Origin of the sequence: Kutzneria kofuensis (assembly GCF_014203355.1) — a bacterium.
Taxonomy (GTDB): domain Bacteria; phylum Actinomycetota; class Actinomycetes; order Mycobacteriales; family Pseudonocardiaceae; genus Kutzneria; species Kutzneria kofuensis.
This window is the reverse complement of the sequence record NZ_JACHIR010000001.1, coordinates 2,903,685-2,919,218: the sequence shown is the minus strand read 5'-3', so window position 1 is coordinate 2,919,218 and position 15,534 is coordinate 2,903,685. Positions and strand designations below refer to the sequence as shown.

The 15,534-nt window shown below is 67.7% G+C and carries 16 protein-coding genes and 1 tRNA gene; 8 read left to right on the top strand and 9 right to left on the bottom strand.

Features of this window, described 5'->3' with window-relative positions:
• Position 1: 1 nt before the first annotated feature.
• Positions 2-724: a VIT1/CCC1 transporter family protein gene (locus BJ998_RS13220; protein WP_312890087.1), complete on the bottom strand. Its 723-nt coding sequence runs from the start codon at positions 722-724 to the stop codon at positions 2-4.
• A 67-nt stretch (positions 725-791) separates the two neighbouring features.
• Between BJ998_RS13220 and BJ998_RS13215 the strand changes: the two genes are divergently transcribed.
• The 3 genes from BJ998_RS13215 (at position 792) to BJ998_RS13205 (ending at position 2,812) form a co-directional block, all read left to right on the top strand.
• A complete protein-coding gene (locus BJ998_RS13215) occupies positions 792-1,712 on the top strand; it encodes an alpha/beta hydrolase (RefSeq protein WP_184861575.1) in 921 nt (306 codons plus the stop codon).
• 79 nt (positions 1,713-1,791) lie between these two features.
• Positions 1,792-2,571 (top strand): DsbA family protein, encoded by a 780-nt coding sequence (locus tag BJ998_RS13210; protein WP_184861573.1) that lies wholly within the window; start codon positions 1,792-1,794, stop codon positions 2,569-2,571.
• A gap of 168 nt (positions 2,572-2,739) precedes the next feature.
• Positions 2,740-2,812 (top strand) — tRNA-Ala (locus BJ998_RS13205).
• 207 nt (positions 2,813-3,019) lie between these two features.
• Here the strand turns inward: BJ998_RS13205 and BJ998_RS13200 are convergent.
• The 4 genes from BJ998_RS13200 to BJ998_RS13185 form a co-directional block, all read right to left on the bottom strand.
• Positions 3,020-4,225 (bottom strand): tyrosine-type recombinase/integrase, encoded by a 1,206-nt coding sequence (locus BJ998_RS13200; RefSeq protein WP_184861570.1) that lies wholly within the window; start codon positions 4,223-4,225, stop codon positions 3,020-3,022.
• Positions 4,226-4,408: 183 nt separating this feature from the next.
• Complete coding sequence (locus BJ998_RS13195; RefSeq protein WP_376775861.1) at positions 4,409-4,663, bottom strand: integrase core domain-containing protein; 255 nt, start codon at positions 4,661-4,663, stop codon at positions 4,409-4,411.
• A 140-nt stretch (positions 4,664-4,803) separates the two neighbouring features.
• On the bottom strand, positions 4,804-5,427 hold the full coding sequence (locus tag BJ998_RS13190; RefSeq protein WP_184868633.1) for a response regulator: 624 nt from the start codon (positions 5,425-5,427) through the stop codon (positions 4,804-4,806).
• Positions 5,428-5,498: 71 nt separating this feature from the next.
• Positions 5,499-6,701, bottom strand: coding sequence for a sensor histidine kinase (locus tag BJ998_RS13185; protein WP_184861568.1), 1,203 nt, complete (start codon positions 6,699-6,701; stop codon positions 5,499-5,501).
• Between the two features lie 147 nt (positions 6,702-6,848).
• Between BJ998_RS13185 and BJ998_RS13180 the strand changes: the two genes are divergently transcribed.
• Positions 6,849-8,528, top strand: coding sequence for a hypothetical protein (locus BJ998_RS13180; protein ID WP_184861566.1), 1,680 nt, complete (start codon positions 6,849-6,851; stop codon positions 8,526-8,528).
• Positions 8,529-8,610: 82 nt separating this feature from the next.
• Here the strand turns inward: BJ998_RS13180 and BJ998_RS13175 are convergent, their stop codons facing one another.
• Positions 8,611-8,772, bottom strand: a complete 162-nt coding sequence (locus tag BJ998_RS13175; protein ID WP_246489179.1) for a ferredoxin — start codon at positions 8,770-8,772, stop codon at positions 8,611-8,613.
• Positions 8,773-8,794: 22 nt separating this feature from the next.
• The gene (locus tag BJ998_RS13170; RefSeq protein WP_221337991.1) at positions 8,795-9,394 is read right to left on the bottom strand and encodes a cytochrome P450; all 600 of its coding nucleotides are present in this window, start codon (positions 9,392-9,394) and stop codon (positions 8,795-8,797) included.
• 335 nt (positions 9,395-9,729) lie between these two features.
• On the opposite strand from BJ998_RS13170, the gene BJ998_RS13165 reads away from it, so the two are divergent.
• Positions 9,730-10,641 carry an SDR family NAD(P)-dependent oxidoreductase gene (locus BJ998_RS13165; RefSeq protein ID WP_221337990.1) on the top strand — a complete coding sequence of 304 codons (912 nt, stop codon included), beginning with the start codon at positions 9,730-9,732 and terminating at the stop codon, positions 10,639-10,641.
• A 302-nt stretch (positions 10,642-10,943) separates the two neighbouring features.
• Here BJ998_RS13165 and BJ998_RS13160 read toward each other — a convergent pair whose 3' ends face one another.
• Entirely contained in the window at positions 10,944-11,180 is a 237-nt protein-coding gene (locus BJ998_RS13160; RefSeq protein WP_184861564.1) for a hypothetical protein, read from the bottom strand.
• Between the two features lie 16 nt (positions 11,181-11,196).
• Positions 11,197-12,132, bottom strand: a complete 936-nt coding sequence (locus BJ998_RS13155) for a LysR family transcriptional regulator (protein WP_184861562.1) — start codon at positions 12,130-12,132, stop codon at positions 11,197-11,199.
• A gap of 218 nt (positions 12,133-12,350) precedes the next feature.
• On the opposite strand from BJ998_RS13155, the gene BJ998_RS13150 reads away from it, so the two are divergent.
• The 3 genes from BJ998_RS13150 (at position 12,351) to BJ998_RS13140 (ending at position 15,528) form a co-directional block, all read left to right on the top strand.
• Complete coding sequence (locus BJ998_RS13150; RefSeq protein WP_312890085.1) at positions 12,351-13,292, top strand: fumarylacetoacetate hydrolase family protein; 942 nt, start codon at positions 12,351-12,353, stop codon at positions 13,290-13,292.
• Between the two features lie 89 nt (positions 13,293-13,381).
• Complete coding sequence (locus tag BJ998_RS13145) at positions 13,382-14,521, top strand: FAD-dependent oxidoreductase (RefSeq protein ID WP_184861558.1); 1,140 nt, start codon at positions 13,382-13,384, stop codon at positions 14,519-14,521.
• Complete coding sequence (locus BJ998_RS13140) at positions 14,518-15,528, top strand: amidohydrolase family protein (protein ID WP_184861556.1); 1,011 nt, start codon at positions 14,518-14,520, stop codon at positions 15,526-15,528. Before BJ998_RS13145 ends, BJ998_RS13140 begins: the two co-directional genes overlap by 4 nt.
• The last annotated feature ends 6 nt before the right edge of the window (positions 15,529-15,534 follow it).

Sequence of the window (15,534 nt, the reverse complement as noted above, 5' to 3'; positions counted from 1 at the left end):
GCTAGCCTGCCGCAGTCACGCCGATCAGCAGACCCACCAGGTAGGTCGCGCCCGCCGCGATCACGCCGAACAGCAGCTGGCGCACGCCGTTGAACCACCACGGGCGGGTCGTGAAGCGGGCGACGACCGCGCCCGCCGCGAACAGGCCGATGCCGCCGATGCCCAGGCCCGCCAGCAGCGACTCCCAGCCGAACAGGAACGGCAGCAGCGGGAACAGCGCGCCGATCGAGAAGCACAGGAACGAGGAGATCGCCGCCACCAGCGGGGACGGCTGGTCCTCCGGATTGACCCCGAGCTCCTGCTCGATGTGCACCCGGACGGCCAATTCCTCGTCCGCGTGAATTTCCTCGGCGACCTGCCGCGCGGTTTCCTCGGTAAGGCCCATCTCGGCGAACATCTGCACCAGCTCGGCCTTTTCGGCGGCCGGGTTCTCGCGCAGCTCCCGGCGTTCCGTCGCCACCTCGGCCTGCACCGAGTCGTTCTGCGTCTGCACCGAGGCGTATTCGCCCAACGCCATCGAGAAGGCGCCGGCGACCAGGCCCGCCATGCCCGTGAGCACGATGACGTGCGAGCTCGCGCCGCCACCGCCCACGCCCGCCACCAGTGAGATGTTCGTCACCAGGCCGTCCATCGCGCCGAACACCGCCGGCCGCAGCCAGCCGCCGGACAGGTCGTTATGGGTGTGGCCGACCTCGTTCTGCGCCGTTTCGTCAACCTGGGTCACGTTCGGAGGGTAATGGATTGACCCCAAACTGAGGAAAGCCTTGCGAAGCCATGCCTAGCCTTAGCGCATGCCACACATCGATCCAGAACTCGAGCGCTTCGTCGAGGCGTTCCCGGTGATCCGGGTGTCCGCTCCCGGCGTCGACGTGGTGCGGGTCCGCGACGACCTGCACCAGCGCTGGCAGCGGATGCAGCCGATGGTGCAGGTCGGCGAGGTCACCGACATGAAGGTGCCCGTCCCCGTCCGGGTGTACAAGCCCGTTCTCGGCGCCGTCGATCTGCCCGTTGTCGTTTTCATGCACGGCGGCGGCTGGTGCACCGGCGGTCTCGTCACACATGACGATTTGTGCCGCCGAATCTGCCGTTCCGTACAGGCCGTTGTCGTTTCCGTCGACTATCGGCTGGCGCCCGAGCATCCGTTCCCCGCCGCCGTCGACGACTCGTTCGCGGTGCTTCGGTGGGTCGGCGAACACGCGCGGGAGATCGGTGGCGACCCGTCGCGGATCGCCGTCGCCGGGGACAGCGCCGGCGGCAACCTCGCCGCCGTGCTCGCGCAGCTCGCCCGGGACGAAGGCGGGCCGGCGCTGCGGTTCCAGCTGCTGCTCTACCCGTCCGTCGGCGGCGTTGGCGAGTTTCCCTCACGGGCGGAGAACACCGACGCGCCCGTGCTGTCCACTCCGGATATGGAGGCCTACCTGCGGTACTACGCCGGGCACCTCGACGGCGCGCCGCCCGCCACCCTGGCCCCCGCGCTCGCCGCTGACCTCTCCGGGCTGCCGCCGGCGTTCATCGCCACCGTGTGGCGCGATCCGCTCCGTGACGAGGGGGAGGCCTACGCCCGGCAACTCCAGGCGGCGGGCGTGCCGGTCGACACCGTCCGTTTTGATCATCTTGTGCACTCTTTCGCCAGCTACGCGCCGTTGATCCCGGCCGCGTCCGATGCACTCGAACAGTGCCTCTCGGCGTTGCGAAAAGGACTTCTCAGGTAGCGCTTAGGGTCCGTCGGTAGCATTTCGCCAGGACTCGGCCGCCGAGTTGGCCGGCCGGCTACGAGGAGGACGGTTCACCGTGGGCGCGGCCCAGAACAACAACAAGCGTGACAAGAGCAAGGCCAACGCCGCCCGCGCCGTCGCGGCCGCCCGCGGCGCCCGCAACGACCGGCGCAACATCGCCATCGGCGTCGCCGTCGTGATCGTGGTCGCCGTGGTGGTGATCGTCGGCGTGATCCTCAACACCCGGCAGTCCGACCCCGCGCCGGCCGGCGCCGACGCGATCAAGGTCACCAAGTCCAGTAGTGAGTACACCGCCAAGGTCGGCGACGACGGCACCGTGATCGCCGGCCCGGACAGCGCCAAGACCAAGATCGACGTGTACGAGGACTTCACCTGCCCCTACTGCGGCGACCTCGAGCAGCAGAGCGGGGCCCAGATGGCCAAGGCCATGGCCGACGGCAAGCTCCAGGTGCGGTACCACCTGCTCAACATCCTGGACCGCAACACCAATCCCCCCGGCTACTCCCTGCTCGCCGCCAATGCCGCCATCGCCGCCGCCAAGCAGGGCAAGTTCGCCGACTTCCACGCCAGCCTCTACGCCCAGCAGCCCAAGGAAGGCGGGGCCGGCTACACCAACGAGCAGCTCCTCAGTCTCGGCAAGCGGCTCGGCATCACCGCCCAGCAGTTCACCGACGACGTGAACAAGGGCGCCTACAACGACCTCGTCAAGCAGCAGGTCACCACCGCCTCCGCGCCTCCCGTCAACCTTCAGGGCACCCCCACCGTGCTCAACGGCACCACCGACCTCAAGGCGCTGCAGGACCCCCAGTGGCTCGACAAGCTCCTCAACTCCTGACTGATCGTCCCCGCGGCCCGTCACGCTCCCCGCGTGGCGGGCCGTTCCCACTCCTGACCAGCCCAAACCCCACTTCCGACCCCCCGATTTCACTTCTCGCGGCCCCGTCGTGTAGTGTTTGCACCACGAGATGAGGGACCTACCAACCCGGGTTTCGAGTCTCGGTTCGGGGCTGTGGCGCAGCTGGTAGCGCATCACACTGGCAGTGTGAGGGTCAGGGGTTCGAGTCCCCTCAGCTCCACCCTTTGTTTGAGTCCGTCTGATCGAGCGGTTTTCGCTGGTCAGGCGGGCTTTTTGTTTTGCGGCGGTGATCGCTGTTAGGTGCTGGCATTCTGCCCCTATGGAGGAGTTCTGGAGGAGGTTCCTCCAGGTTGAGCGTTCTTCGGGGGTGTGGCCTGCGTGGTCGTGGTGCCCCTCTTACCGGCGTTGTGAGGGGCATGTCATTTCGTTATGCCGCGATGCCGCTGGTGAGATGCCGTGGTGCGGGTTCTGGCGCGATTGGATGTGTCTGCACCATTGTCGTCGCGGTGTGCCAGCGTCGCTGCAATGCGTTGATGAGTCGTTGTTCGACTTCGGGTGCGACGTGCGAATAGACCTCGACGACGCGGTTGTGCAAGTGGTGACCCAGCCGTCGGGCTTGGGCGATCTCAGGCGTGTTGCTGGCGATGAGCCAGGTCTTGTGGCTGTGTCGGAGGCCGTGGAAGGTCAGGCCGGGCCGAATGGGGTAGGTCCGCACGTGTGCGTTGGGGCGGTCGAGGTTGCCGTTTATGGCGGGGTTGAGCACGCGGCGGATGAAGGTGCTGCGCCACAACCAGGTTCCGCTCTCGGTGGTGAACACGAACTCGCCGTCGTGCCGTTGCAGGTGGTTGCGCAGCAGGTCGACGAGGAACGGCGGCAAGGTGATCGCGCGCGCAGAGGAGGCGGTCTTGGGTGGGCCCAGCCAGCGCGTGTGGGCGCTCTCGTGCAGGGCACCGACGCGCGGGTCGACGATGAGTAGGCCGCGGTCGAGGTCGAGGTTGTCGCGGTGCAGGCCGGCCAGCTCGCCCCAGCGGCAGCCGGTCCAGGCGGCGGTGATGATCAGTAGCCCGGCGGCCTCGCCGCCGAGCGCGGTGGCCTGGTCGGCGATCCGCACGACTTCTTCTGGGGTGGCCCAGATCTTCTCGGGTTCGATGCGGTGGCTGCGGCGCCCGCGCCGGCGTCTTTTGTGGATGGGGTTGTCGGGGATGAGGTGTTCGTCGGCGGCGTCGGTGAGCAGCATCGAGAGCAGCTTGGTGATGCTGCCGATGGTGGAGGTGGCGTAGCCGCGTTGGTGGAGTTCGGTGATCCATTTATTGACGGTGAGGGTGGTGATGTCGCTGAGTGGGGTGCTGCCCCAGCGTGGCTGGATGTGGCAGCGCAGGATGCTGCGGTAGTTGTCCAGGGTGCGGGGGTCGAGGTCGAGGGCGGCGAACCAGGTGGCCACCCATTCGGCGACGGTGGTCCGGCCGTGCGCGGGGTCGATCCGGGTTCCGCGGCGTTGGTCGGTTTCGATGTCGTGGGCGTAGTCATCGGCAGCTTTCCTGGTGGTGAATCCGGAGACGGAAGCGATGTGGCCGTCTCCGGTGGGGTAGCGGACGCGCCAGGAGTGCGGGCTGATCTGTTCTGTCCAGGCCATGTCGATCTCCGTTGTGAGGACGGGATATGACAGGTCTGGTGTGCGCTCTCGGCGTTGAGCGCGCAATGGGCAACCCCGCGTGATTAAATGACTACGGCATGCCTGTACCGTGCCAAAAGTCGATGTGTAGGCGGTGACCAGGTGTTTGCCGGCCAGCTCAAGATCCTCGCCGGTACTCGTTGATCACCCCGCCGAGGATATTTCGGCGTGGGATCGGAGCGTCCAGCGGGATGACGCTGGCCGGATCGTGGTTTGGTGGCTGTTGGTTGAGGCCTTGGTGTGGCCGGTGGTCGTTGAATGCCGGGCGTACTCTCCGAGGACGGCGGCGGCGTGCCGTTCGTTGTAGATCAACATCTGGTCGGTGCACTCCGCTTGGACCCTGCGCACGAATCGCTCCGCATAGCAGTTCGCGCGAGGCGTCCGCGGCGGAATCATCACGCTGGTGATCCCCTCACCGGCAACACGGCATCGAACCCGGCGGTGAACTTCGTGTCCCGGTCGCGGACGAGGAACCGAAACGACGCGGCTCGATCCGCGGCCACGGCTCGGGCAGTGGTTGCGGTGACGTCATCCGGTGATCAGCGGGATGTCCTGTCGGGTGGCTTGACCAGCCCCGTCTGGTAGGCGAGCACCACCAGTTGCGCGCGGTCCCGAGCGTGCACTTTGGCCATTGCCCGGTTGATGTGGGTCTTCACGGTCAATGGGCTGAGCCTCAGCCTGGTGGCGATCTCGGCGTTGGACAGCCCGGTCGCCACCAGCGCGGTGATCTCCCGTTCGCGGTCGGTCAAGGGCGCGAGCCGCTCCGGGACAACGGGCGATCCGGGGTGGGGCTGTCGGAGGAACCGGGTGATCAGCGCGGTGGTCGCAGCCGGGCACAGCAGTCGGTCGCCGCGGGCCACCACCCGGATCGCGGCGAGCAGGTCGGCCGGCTCGGCGTTCTTGCCGACGAATCCGCTGGCCCCGCACCGCAATGCCTCGAACACGTACTCGTCGATCTCGAACAGCGTGAGGATCAACACCCGGACCCCGGCAAGGTCGGGGTCGCCGGTGATCCGGCGGGTGGCGGCCAGGCCGTCGCCGTCGGGCATGCGGATGTCCATCAGCAGCACATCCGGACGGGCCCGCCGAGCCAGCTCCACCGCCTGCCGCCCGCTGTCGGCCTCGCCGACCACCGCCAGATCGTCCTCGGCGTCCACCAGCATGCGGAACCCGACTCGCAGCAACGCCTGATCGTCGACCAGTCCCACGGTGATCCGCCTGCTCTCGGCCACTGTCAATCCTCCTCGGCGGCCGGCAACACGGCCGCGACCCGGAACCCGCCCTCCGCGCGGGGGCCCAGTGCCACCCACCCGCCCACGGTTGCCGCGCGTTCGATCATGCCGCGCGTGCCGTGCCCGGTCATCCAGGCCGCGGCAGTCGTCCCGGCGCCCACACCGTCGTCGTCGACCACGAGATGGAACTCGGACGTGCGGTAGTCCAGGCTCACCCGGGCCGAACCGGTCCGGGCGTGCTTGCACACGTTCGTCAGCGCTTCCTGGATGATCCGGTAGGCCGCGCCGTCTGCCACCGCGGGGAGGCCCCGCGGCGATCCTGTGATGGTGAGGTCGACTCGCAGCCCGGCGGTGGCCAGTGCGACGATCAGCTCGCGTAGCCGGGCGAGCCCGGCGACCGGCTCGACCGGTCCCGTGGTGTGGTCGGGCTGGCGCAGCGCGTCGATGGTGCCGGCCAACTCGTCCAAAGCGGCCCGGCTGGCGGTGCGTACGTGGCCCAGTGCGGCTGCGGCCTGGTCAGGGCGGCGGGTGAACAGATGGCTGGCCACCCCAGCGTGCACGTGGATCAACGCGAGTTGGTGGGAGACCGCGTCATGCAGGTCACGAGCGATGCGCACCCGTTCCTCGGCCACCCGTCGGCGCGCCTCCCGCTCCCGGTCGTGCTCGGCATGGCGGGCCCGATCCTCCACCGCGGCCAGATAGGCCCGCCGGTGACGCACCGCGTCCCCGGCCGCGACACCCGTCACGATCACCGTCAACTCCAGCAGGGGGATGCGGACATTCATACCTTCCAGGAGCGTTCGCAGTGCGGATTGCTCGAGTGACCTCGGCAGCAGCGTGCCGCCTGCCCCGACCACCGCCAGCGTTACGGCGCCCACGGCGAACGCGACGTGGCGCGGGACGGTGGTGGCCAGGGTGTAGGTGGTCGCGGTCAGGGCGGTGGTGGCCACCCAGTGCGGGCTCGCGCCGGCCACCTGGCCCAGAAACGCCGTCGCGGCGACCGCCACCGTCGGAATCGGCCAGCGTCGACGACATGCGATCGCCGCGCACGCCGCCACCAACACGGCTTCCTGCCACGCTCGCGGCGGCCCGGTCACGCCGGAGGGCAGCATCACCACGCCGACGAGCCACAGGCCAACGGCGAGCGCCACGTCCAGGGTGTCCCACCGCGACCAGGCCCGGCGGGCGAAGAACCAGGTGCGCACCGGCACGACTGTATGCGGTCACGATGACCGGTGCCCGAAGTACTGCCGTCGCAGTAGGTCGGCTCCTGGCGTACCACGGTCACAGTACGCCAGGAGCCTGTGCTGGCTGGATGCGCCGGACCGTGATCACTGGGCAGGGTGATCGACATGAGGACTGGTGATGGTGTGCGCGCGAAAACGAGCCGGCTGATGCCGGCGCCCGGGCGACGTGGTTGGGGGGTGCCGGTGCTGACGCTCGCCTTGCTGCTGACTTGTTCCGCGGCAGGGCTGGCGCCCCGCGGAGTCGCGGACACGGTTGCGGTCGCGGGGGTGTCCGTCGACTTCTCGCAGGAGCAAGGCCCGCTCTGGCACGGGGAGCGGTACAACAACTTCACCCAAGCCAAGACGTGGCAGAGCGCGAGGGCGTCGGACGTGGCCTACCTGAACCAGGTTGGTCTGCATGGCAAGGTCTACCGGGCCTGGGCCAAGGTGGACTGGTGCGGCGGGTCGACGACCTCGTGCACACTGTCGTCGGATCCCGCCTCGCCGACCGGTGACGTCGCCGGCTATCTCGCCGACGCCAGCGCGGTGTCGGACTCGGTCCTGCTGAACCTCGACGTCACCGGCCTGATCCAGCAGGGAAAGCCGCCGGCACAGGCCAAGCCGGTCATCGAGGAGATCGTGAAGACGGTCAAGACGCGGTACCCGAAGGTCAAGTACCTGGAGGCGTTCAACGAGCCGGACGCCCCACAGAACCGCGGCTTCATGACGCCGGACAAGGTGTATCCGTACTACGCGGCCTTCTACCAGGTCGCCAACGAGGTCAACGCCGAACTCATGCCGAACACCCCGCTGCGGATCGGCGGTCCGGCGTTCTTCGAGCTCGATCCGACGTGGATCAACAAGTTCCTCGACGACTACGCCGCCGACACCGACCCAGCCAAACGCCTGGACTTCTTCTCGTATCACGGATATGTCGAGTTCGGCGACATGGCGACCGTACAGGACCCGCACTTCTACAAGGACGATCCGCGGCAGGTCGAAAGTCAGCACGCCAGGCTCCAGTCGATGTTCGCGGCGCACCACGTCGACCCGGACCTGCCCACCTTCGTGACCGAGACCGGGGTCTACCCGGGCCTGCTGTGCGACGACTGCGCCGACACCGACCCCACTACCACCACCACCCCGTGGTCCACCTCGGACTATGTGCGGCAGGCCGCGGGTGCGGCCTCGGTGCTGTACTGGTACGGCAACCAACCCGATACCTACGCGTTCAACTGGGTCACCCGGCACTCGTCCAACGAGCGCAAGGACGAGTTCGTCACCCGCGGCCCCGGCTGCACCAGCATCACCGCAGCCGACCGCACGACCACGACGACGAACTGTCCGAACGGGCCGGTGGAGAACACCTTCACGCCGTACGGCAATTCGTTGCTGATGCAGTCGATGATGAAGACGAAGAAGGTGTCGGCCACCTCGGACAGCCTCACCGACAAGGGGCTTGGCGTCTACGCGCTGGCGGCCAAGGACAAGACGGGCGCCTCGGTCATGGTGTGGAACTACCAGGACACCAACAGCGGAGCGTTCCACGCGACGATCAACCTGTCGCACCTGCCGTCGAACCTGAGCGGGCGGCCGGTCGACGTCAAGGTCTACCGGGTCGACCAGAACACGAGCAACTACTACTCGAACCCGAACGACACGGACCAGGCCAAGGGACACCTGCAGCAGGTCGACGAGCGGACCGTGACCTCCACTGGGAACTACTGCTACCAGGCCGAACTGGGGCCCAACGCGATGTACCTGGTCCTGTTCACGCCGATGTCGGGATCGCAGGGCGCGAAGTGAACCTCGGCACCCACCGTTTCCTGCCCCCGAAAGGGGCGTTCCGATGGGGCTGGTGGGTGCCATCGCGTTGGGCGCGAAGCGGTCAGGTCACCGCGATGGCGCGTTCGGGGCAGTTGGCCGCGGCGGAGTGCACCGCGGCCGCGAACTCGTCGGGAACATCAGGAGGTCGCACTTCGGCGTAGCCATCGTCGTTGAGGTCGAACACGTCGGGGCAGATCGTCCAGCAGACCCCGTGTCCCGGCAGCTGTCCTGGTCGATGGTGACCTTCATCGGATGTCCTCCCCGGCAGGCGTGAATTCGAGGTGCAGATCGGTCAGGCCACGGAGCACGAAGGTCGGCAGATACCGGTAACGGCGGGCGTCGGCTGGGCCGTGCACGGTGCGGTCGAGCAGCCGTTCGAGGCCGACGCGGGTCTCGGCTCGTGTCAACGGCGCGCCGGGGCAGGTGTGGATTCCGCGTCCGAACGCGATGTGCTGCCGGGCGTCGCGCCGCCTGGGGTCGAATGTCGACGGGTCCTCGAATCGGCGAGGATCGCGGTTGGCGGCCCCGTTGAGCACCATCACCGTGGTGCCGGCGGGGATGTCCACCCCGCCGACCGTTGTCGGCACCTTCGACAGCCGGAAGTCACCCTTGACCGGGCTTTCCATCCGGAGCGTCTTTTCGATGAATTTGGGGACAAGGCCGCGATCCTCGCGCAGCAATCGCTGGATGTCGGGCCGCTCGGCGAGCACTTTGAGCACGGTGCTCAGGAGGCGGACAGTGGTCTCCTGGCCGGCCGAGAACAGGTTGGCCGCGACGCGCACCACGTCAATGACCGCGGGCGTCGAGCCGTCAGGGAAGGTCGCCGTGGCCAGGCCGGTGAGCACGTCCTCCCGAGGTTCGCGGTGGCGGTCCTCGATGTAGGTCGTGAACCGTTCGTACAGGAACTACAGCGGGTTGTGGCTCATGGTTTCCTCGCCGGTGTTGCCGATGCCGCCATCGGCGCGTGGTCGGCCCTGAAGCGACTTGGCGAACTCCTGCTGGTCCTCCTGGGGCACGCCCGCCCCCTGGTGAGAGAGTTGGCCGGTAGATGTGACATTGAAACTTTCAGTGGCTCGTTCAGAGGCCGACACGTGACGATCGGTCACCGTCCCGAGAACGACGCTGAACGCTGGCCGGCACGACCGGATCGGGTAGCTCCTCCCCGGTCAACTGGGCGGCGATGGCAGGGCTGGGCAAGGATGCACTTGATATCGAGACTCCGATCTCAACGACGAGGATCAACATGTCGACTACACACCCCACTGCGGTCATCACCGGCGGTACCGGTGGAATGGGGCTGGCAACGGCAAGGCTCATGGGTCACGATCACCGGATCGTGCTGGCAGACCTTGACCGGACGCGCCTCGATGATGCGGTGCGCGAGCTGGCCATGGCCGGAGTTGAAGCAATTGGAGTGGTTTGCGACATCACCGACAAGGCATCCGTCGAGCAGCTGTTTCAGCACGCGGAGTCTGACGGAAGTCGCGTTCGCGCAGTAGTCCATTCCGCTGGAATCAGTCCGCACATGGGTACGGCTGAACGCATTGCTCGCATCAACGCAACCGGCACCGTCAACATTGCGCGGGCATTCCTCGCCCGGACTGCGGATGGTGACGCGCTCGTCAATGTGGCATCAACCGCCGGATATGGCATTCCCAAGTTCTTTGTGCCGCTCCGTGCTTTCCGTCTTGCTGAGAAACGACCCGATGACTTCGAGAAGGCGGTCGTCAGTCGCGCGAGGTTCGTCGGCCGGAAGCTGAAGCCCGGACTGGCCTACGCGATCAGCAAGAACTTCGTCCACTGGTATAGCCGGTTCCTTGCGGCCGAGTTCGGCGAGCGGGGAGCGCGGGTCGTTTCTGTCTCTCCCGGGAGCTTTGATACCGCGATGGGGCGTCTTGAGGAGAACCACGGTGCTGGCGACCTGGTGAAGGCGGCGGCAATCAAGCGATTCGGCAAGCCCGAGGAGGTCGCGGCTGTTCTCGCGTTCTGTGCAAGCGAAGCGCCCGGCTATCTGACCGGGGTCGACATCTTGGTTGACGGGGGAATCAAGGCCGGGAAAGAGTTTGGCCGTCGGAGTGCGTCTCGGCCGTGATGTCGCAGAGATTTGGCGATGTTCGTGGCACCGGCCCGCCACCTCGACGTCGGCACTGCCGATGTGTGGTGGTCCGCGCAGGGGCTTGCCGATCATCTCGCGGCCAATCGCTTCGTCCTCGGGAGTCACGCATTCTTGTAGGCAATTTCTCCGGTCTCAAGATAGAGTCACGGACCGAATTTATCCGACGCGATCGAGCGGAGTCTCTGGCGGTACGTAAACAGGTACCAAACATGGAGCGCCAGCGTCGTGTTCTGGGCAAGTAAGTGTGATACTGGAAATTGCTCGCGCGATACGGCGATCTAAATCTGGCAGGGCTTGGCCATCTCGGTTTTTGAGGCCGGTTCGAAGTCGCGTAAGGAGACGGCGCAAAGGGAAAGGGTAGCATGCAGACCGTTCGCGACGGTCTCGCTTCGGTCTTCATCAGGGGACAAGCTGGTGTCCATCAGAGCAAGCACACCATGGATGTCGGCCTCGGCGCGGACCGTGTCGGCCTCCTCGTGCACCTTCAGCAGCGCGACGCCTCCTACCTCGACCACGTTTCAAGACGCGCTCTTAAATCGGCGGACTGGAGATCGTGGGCCGATCGGCCTCGACGGCCTCGCCGACCCTGGTCGCCGTCTCGCGCAGCCAGATGTGCGCCGCGTCGTGTGTGTGCACCGGGTGCCACCACAGGGCTTCCTGGAGTGGCACGGCGTCGTAGGGCGGTGCCATGACGCGGACTGGGACGAACCCGGCCAGCCGCTCGGCGAGACGTTGCTGGATGAGGGCCACCCTGCGGGTGCCCGCGACCAGCAGGGGCATCAGCTGGAAGCTGTCCACGGAGATCTCCACGTGTGGCTCGATGCCGAGCAGGCCGATCTGGCGAGCCGCGGGCGCGTCGTAGGTGCGCTGGTACGTCACCCACGGTAGCCGGGCCAGGTCGTCGAGGGTGAGCTGCTCGCCGACCTCGGGGTTGTCGTCGGCGACGAGGTAGACCCAGCTGTCCCGGTAGAGATCGACCGCGGGGAAGCCGCGAATGATCCCGTGTGGCATCAGCAGTCCATCGACGGTGCTCAGCAACTCCCCGGAGTCGTCGATGATTTCCGTCGGTGCCTGTTTGAACCGGAGCCGGATGCCTGGCGCCTCGGCATGGATGGTGCGGGCGAGTTCGGCACCGAAGACGGCCACCGCGTAGTCGGAGGCGATCAGGGTGAACTCGTGCTCCTCACGGGCGGGGTCGAAATCGGCCTGGCTGGCGAAGACGCGCTCCAGTATGTCGCAGGCGGTAGCGGTGCGGTCCAGGAGAGCCAAGCCGAGGGCGGTCAGTTCGTAGCGTCCGCCGGCCCGAGAGAGCAGATCGTCGTCGAAATGACGTCGCAGTCGGGCCAGGGCGGCACTCATGGCGGGCTGGCTGAGCCCGATGCGCCGCCCCGCCTTGGTGACGTTGCGCTCCTCCAGCAGAGCACGCAGGGCGACGACGAGGTTGAGGTCCAGGCTGGCCAGATTCACGGAGCATCCCAGTGCGAAGTCGGAACGTACGGTATTTGTGCCATGGATCAAGACGATCCAGGGAATCGATTTCCTAGATTGCAATCTACGCGGCAGATTGGTGACATCGCAATCGGGAGGACATGTCCGTGACATCCACAGCCGCGTCGGTCCCCTTCTCCGGCCCGTTCGCCATCGGTACCCTTTCGGCTCCGGGCGGGGTCAGGTTCCCTGGCCTCGTGGTGCCGGACGGCCGGGTCCTCGACCTGGGCACGGCACTGGGCGAGCCCACACTGACCACGCTGGAACTCTTGGAGCGCTGGGACGAGCAGCTGTCAATTCTGCACTCCCTCGTGGCGGATCCGGCGGGCGACTGGCGGCCGCTGGCGGGCCTGATGGTGCACGCGCCCCTCGAGCCCCGGCAAATCTTCCAGTCGGGCGCCAACTACCGGCAGCACGTGATCGACCTGGGGGTCGCGCAGCGCGCCCCGGACGACCGGCGCACCGTCGAGGAGGCCCGCGCCGAGATCGCGGCGATCATGGACAAGCGGGCCGCCGAGGACCTGCCGTACGTCTTCATCGGCCTGCCGGCCTCGATCAGCGGTCCCTACGACGATGTGGTGCTTCCCGCGTGGGCCGAAAAGCCCGACTGGGAACTGGAGTTGGCCGCGGTGATCTCCCGTCCCGCCTACCAGGTCACCGTGGAGCAAGCCCTGGACCACGTGGCGGGGTACACGATCGCCAATGACCTCACCGACCGCGCGACCGTCTTCCGCCGGGACATGCCCCCCATCGGCACCGATTGGCTGCGTAGCAAGAACGCCCCCGGTTTCACTCCGCTGGGTCCGTGGATCGTCCCGGCAGGGTCGGTCGCCGACCCGTCGGACCTTCAGGTCACCCTCAAGCTCAACGGGAAGACCATGCAAAATGAGTCCACAAAGGACATGATCTTCGGCGTGGCGCGGATCGTCTCGTACATTTCCCAGACCGCCCGACTGCTTCCCGGCGACCTGGTTCTGACCGGCAGCCCGGCAGGGAATGGCATTCACCGGGGCCGGCTGCTGCGCGACGGCGATGTGATGGACGGCTCGATCACCGGGCTCGGCGCCCAGCGCACCCGCTGTGTCGCGCAGGAAGCGGCAGCCGTCGGCGCTCCGGACGACCCCATCGCCGTCAAGTAGCGGCCTGAAACGGCCGGGAGGCCCCGATAGCCGTGCCCCGGCCCCGCCCTTGCCGCCCGACGCCGTGCGGCCCCCTCACAGGAGACCCCATGACAGATCCCTGTCCTCGCAAAGTTCTCGTCATCGGCGGTGGCGCGTCCGGCAACGCCGTGACCATCCTGCTCCGGCGGGCAGGCATCACCGTGGACCTGATCGAGGCCCAACCCGACTGGAACGTCCTCGGCTCCGGCATCACCCTGCAGGGCAACGCACTGCGCGTCCTGCGCGAACTGGGCGTATGGGACGAGGTCCAGGAGGCCGGTTACCCCTTCAACGCCATCGGCCTGGCCGCGCCCGACGGGACGATGCTCTTCGTCCACGAGGACGCCCGCACAGGTGGCGAGGATCTGCCCGCGACCGCCGGCATGCAGCGGGCGCAGCTTCAGCAGATCCTGTGCGAGGCCGTCCGCGCCAGCGGCGCGACCGTCCGCCTCGGCACCGCCGCGAACGAGCTGACCCAGGACGAGGACGGCGTCACCGTCCGCTTCGGCGACGGCACCGAGGGGCGCTACGACCTCGTCATCGCCGCCGACGGACTCAACTCCGCCACCCGCGCCATGATCGGCATCGACGACAAGCCCGAACCGACGGGCATGGCCATCTGGCGCGTCGCCACGCACCGCCCCGAGAGCGTGGAGCACTCCGCCCTGATCTACGGCGGCCCCTGCTACATCGCCGGTTACTGCCCCACAAGCCGGCACACCATGTACGCCTACCTCGTGGAGGCCAACCGCGACCGCGCTGCCGTCGACCCCGCCTCCTACGCGGAGGAGATGCGCCGGCTGGCCGAGAGCTACGGCGGCGTCTGGCGGGAGATCGCCGCGAGCATCACCGACCCGGTCAAGGTCAACTACACGTGGTTCCACCGGCTGCTCGTTGAGGGCTCCTGGCACCGCGGCCGGGTCGTCCTGATCGGCGACGCCGCCCACGCCTGTCCCCCCACCCTCGCCCAGGGCGCGGCCATGTCGCTGGAGGACGCCTCCGTGCTGGCCGAAATGCTCAGCGGCCAGCAGGACTGGAGCTCCCTGGACGCCCTGCTGACCGGCTTCTACGAACGCCGGATCGACCGTGTCCGCACGGTGGTCGAGGCCTCGGTGCAACTCGGTCAGTGGCAGCTGGACGGCACCGGGAACGCCGGCATGCCCGGCCTGATCGGCCGCACGATGTCCGTCATCATGGAGACCCCGTGAGCCCGCTCGGCAGCGCACCCACGATCGACGTGCACGCGCACGTCCTGCTCCCGCGGATCGAGGACGCCGTCGCGGGATACCCCGCTCTGGCCGACGCCCGCGTTCTCGACGCCCGCCGCAATGGCCCCGAGGCCCTTGCCGTCAGCGGCCCGATGCTCCGCGACCGCCTCCCGAAACTGACCGACGTCCAGGCCCGGCTCGCCGCAATGGACGCCTCCGGGATCGACTTCCAGCTGGTCTCACCCTCCCCATCGCATTACCACTACTGGGCCGAGGAGACGCTGGCCCGCACGGTCTGGGAACAGGCCAACATCGGCATCGCCGAGCACGTCGCGCAAGCCCCGCAACGACTGCACGGCCTCGGCCTCGTCGCGCTCCAGCACCCGGATCACGCCGTTGAAGCCCTCGACCACGCCCTCGGCCTGGGCCTGCGCGGTGTCGAGATCTCCAGCCACGCACCAGGGCGCGAGCTGTCGGACCCCGCATACGAACCGTTCTGGAAGCGCGCCGAGGAAACCGGAGCGATCCTCTTCCTGCACCCCTTCGGCTGCACACTCGACGAACGCCTCGACCGCTGGTACCTGTCCAACACCGTCGGTCAACCCACCGAGAACGCCGTCGCCCTCTCCCACCTCATCTTCTCCGGTGTCCTGGACCGTCATCCCGGGCTACGCGTCGTCGCCGCCCACGGCGGCGGTTACCTGCCCACCCACATCGGCCGCTCCGACCACGCCTGGCGTGCCCGCGCCGACGCCCGCGGCTGCGCTCACCCGCCCAGCAGCTACCTCAAGCGGCTGTACTTCGACTCCCTGGTCCACGACCCGCACGTCCTGCGCGAACTGATCCGGGTAGCCGGTCCCGACCGGGTGCTGCTCGGCTCGGACTTCCCCTTCGACATGGGCACCGACGACCCGCTCGGCGCGCTGCGCGCCGTCGAGGACCTGCCCGACCCCCTCTTCCACGCCGTGCGGGGCGGCAACGCGGCAGCGTTGCTGCGTCTCACCTGAGGAGCC

Excerpts from the sequence above, each read along its gene's own strand:
- BJ998_RS13165 (WP_221337990.1), top strand. The coding sequence starts at position 9,730 with ATGGCAGGGCTGGGCAAGGATGCACTTGATATCGAGACTCCGATCTCA.
- BJ998_RS13145 (WP_184861558.1), top strand. The coding sequence starts at position 13,382 with ATGACAGATCCCTGTCCTCGCAAAGTTCTCGTCATCGGCGGTGGCGCG.
- BJ998_RS13180 (WP_184861566.1), top strand. The coding sequence starts at position 6,849 with ATGAGGACTGGTGATGGTGTGCGCGCGAAAACGAGCCGGCTGATGCCG.
- BJ998_RS13215 (WP_184861575.1), top strand. The coding sequence starts at position 792 with ATGCCACACATCGATCCAGAACTCGAGCGCTTCGTCGAGGCGTTCCCG.
- BJ998_RS13200 (WP_184861570.1), bottom strand. The coding sequence starts at position 4,225 with ATGGCCTGGACAGAACAGATCAGCCCGCACTCCTGGCGCGTCCGCTAC.
- BJ998_RS13190 (WP_184868633.1), bottom strand. The coding sequence starts at position 5,427 with ATGCTGGTGGACGCCGAGGACGATCTGGCGGTGGTCGGCGAGGCCGAC.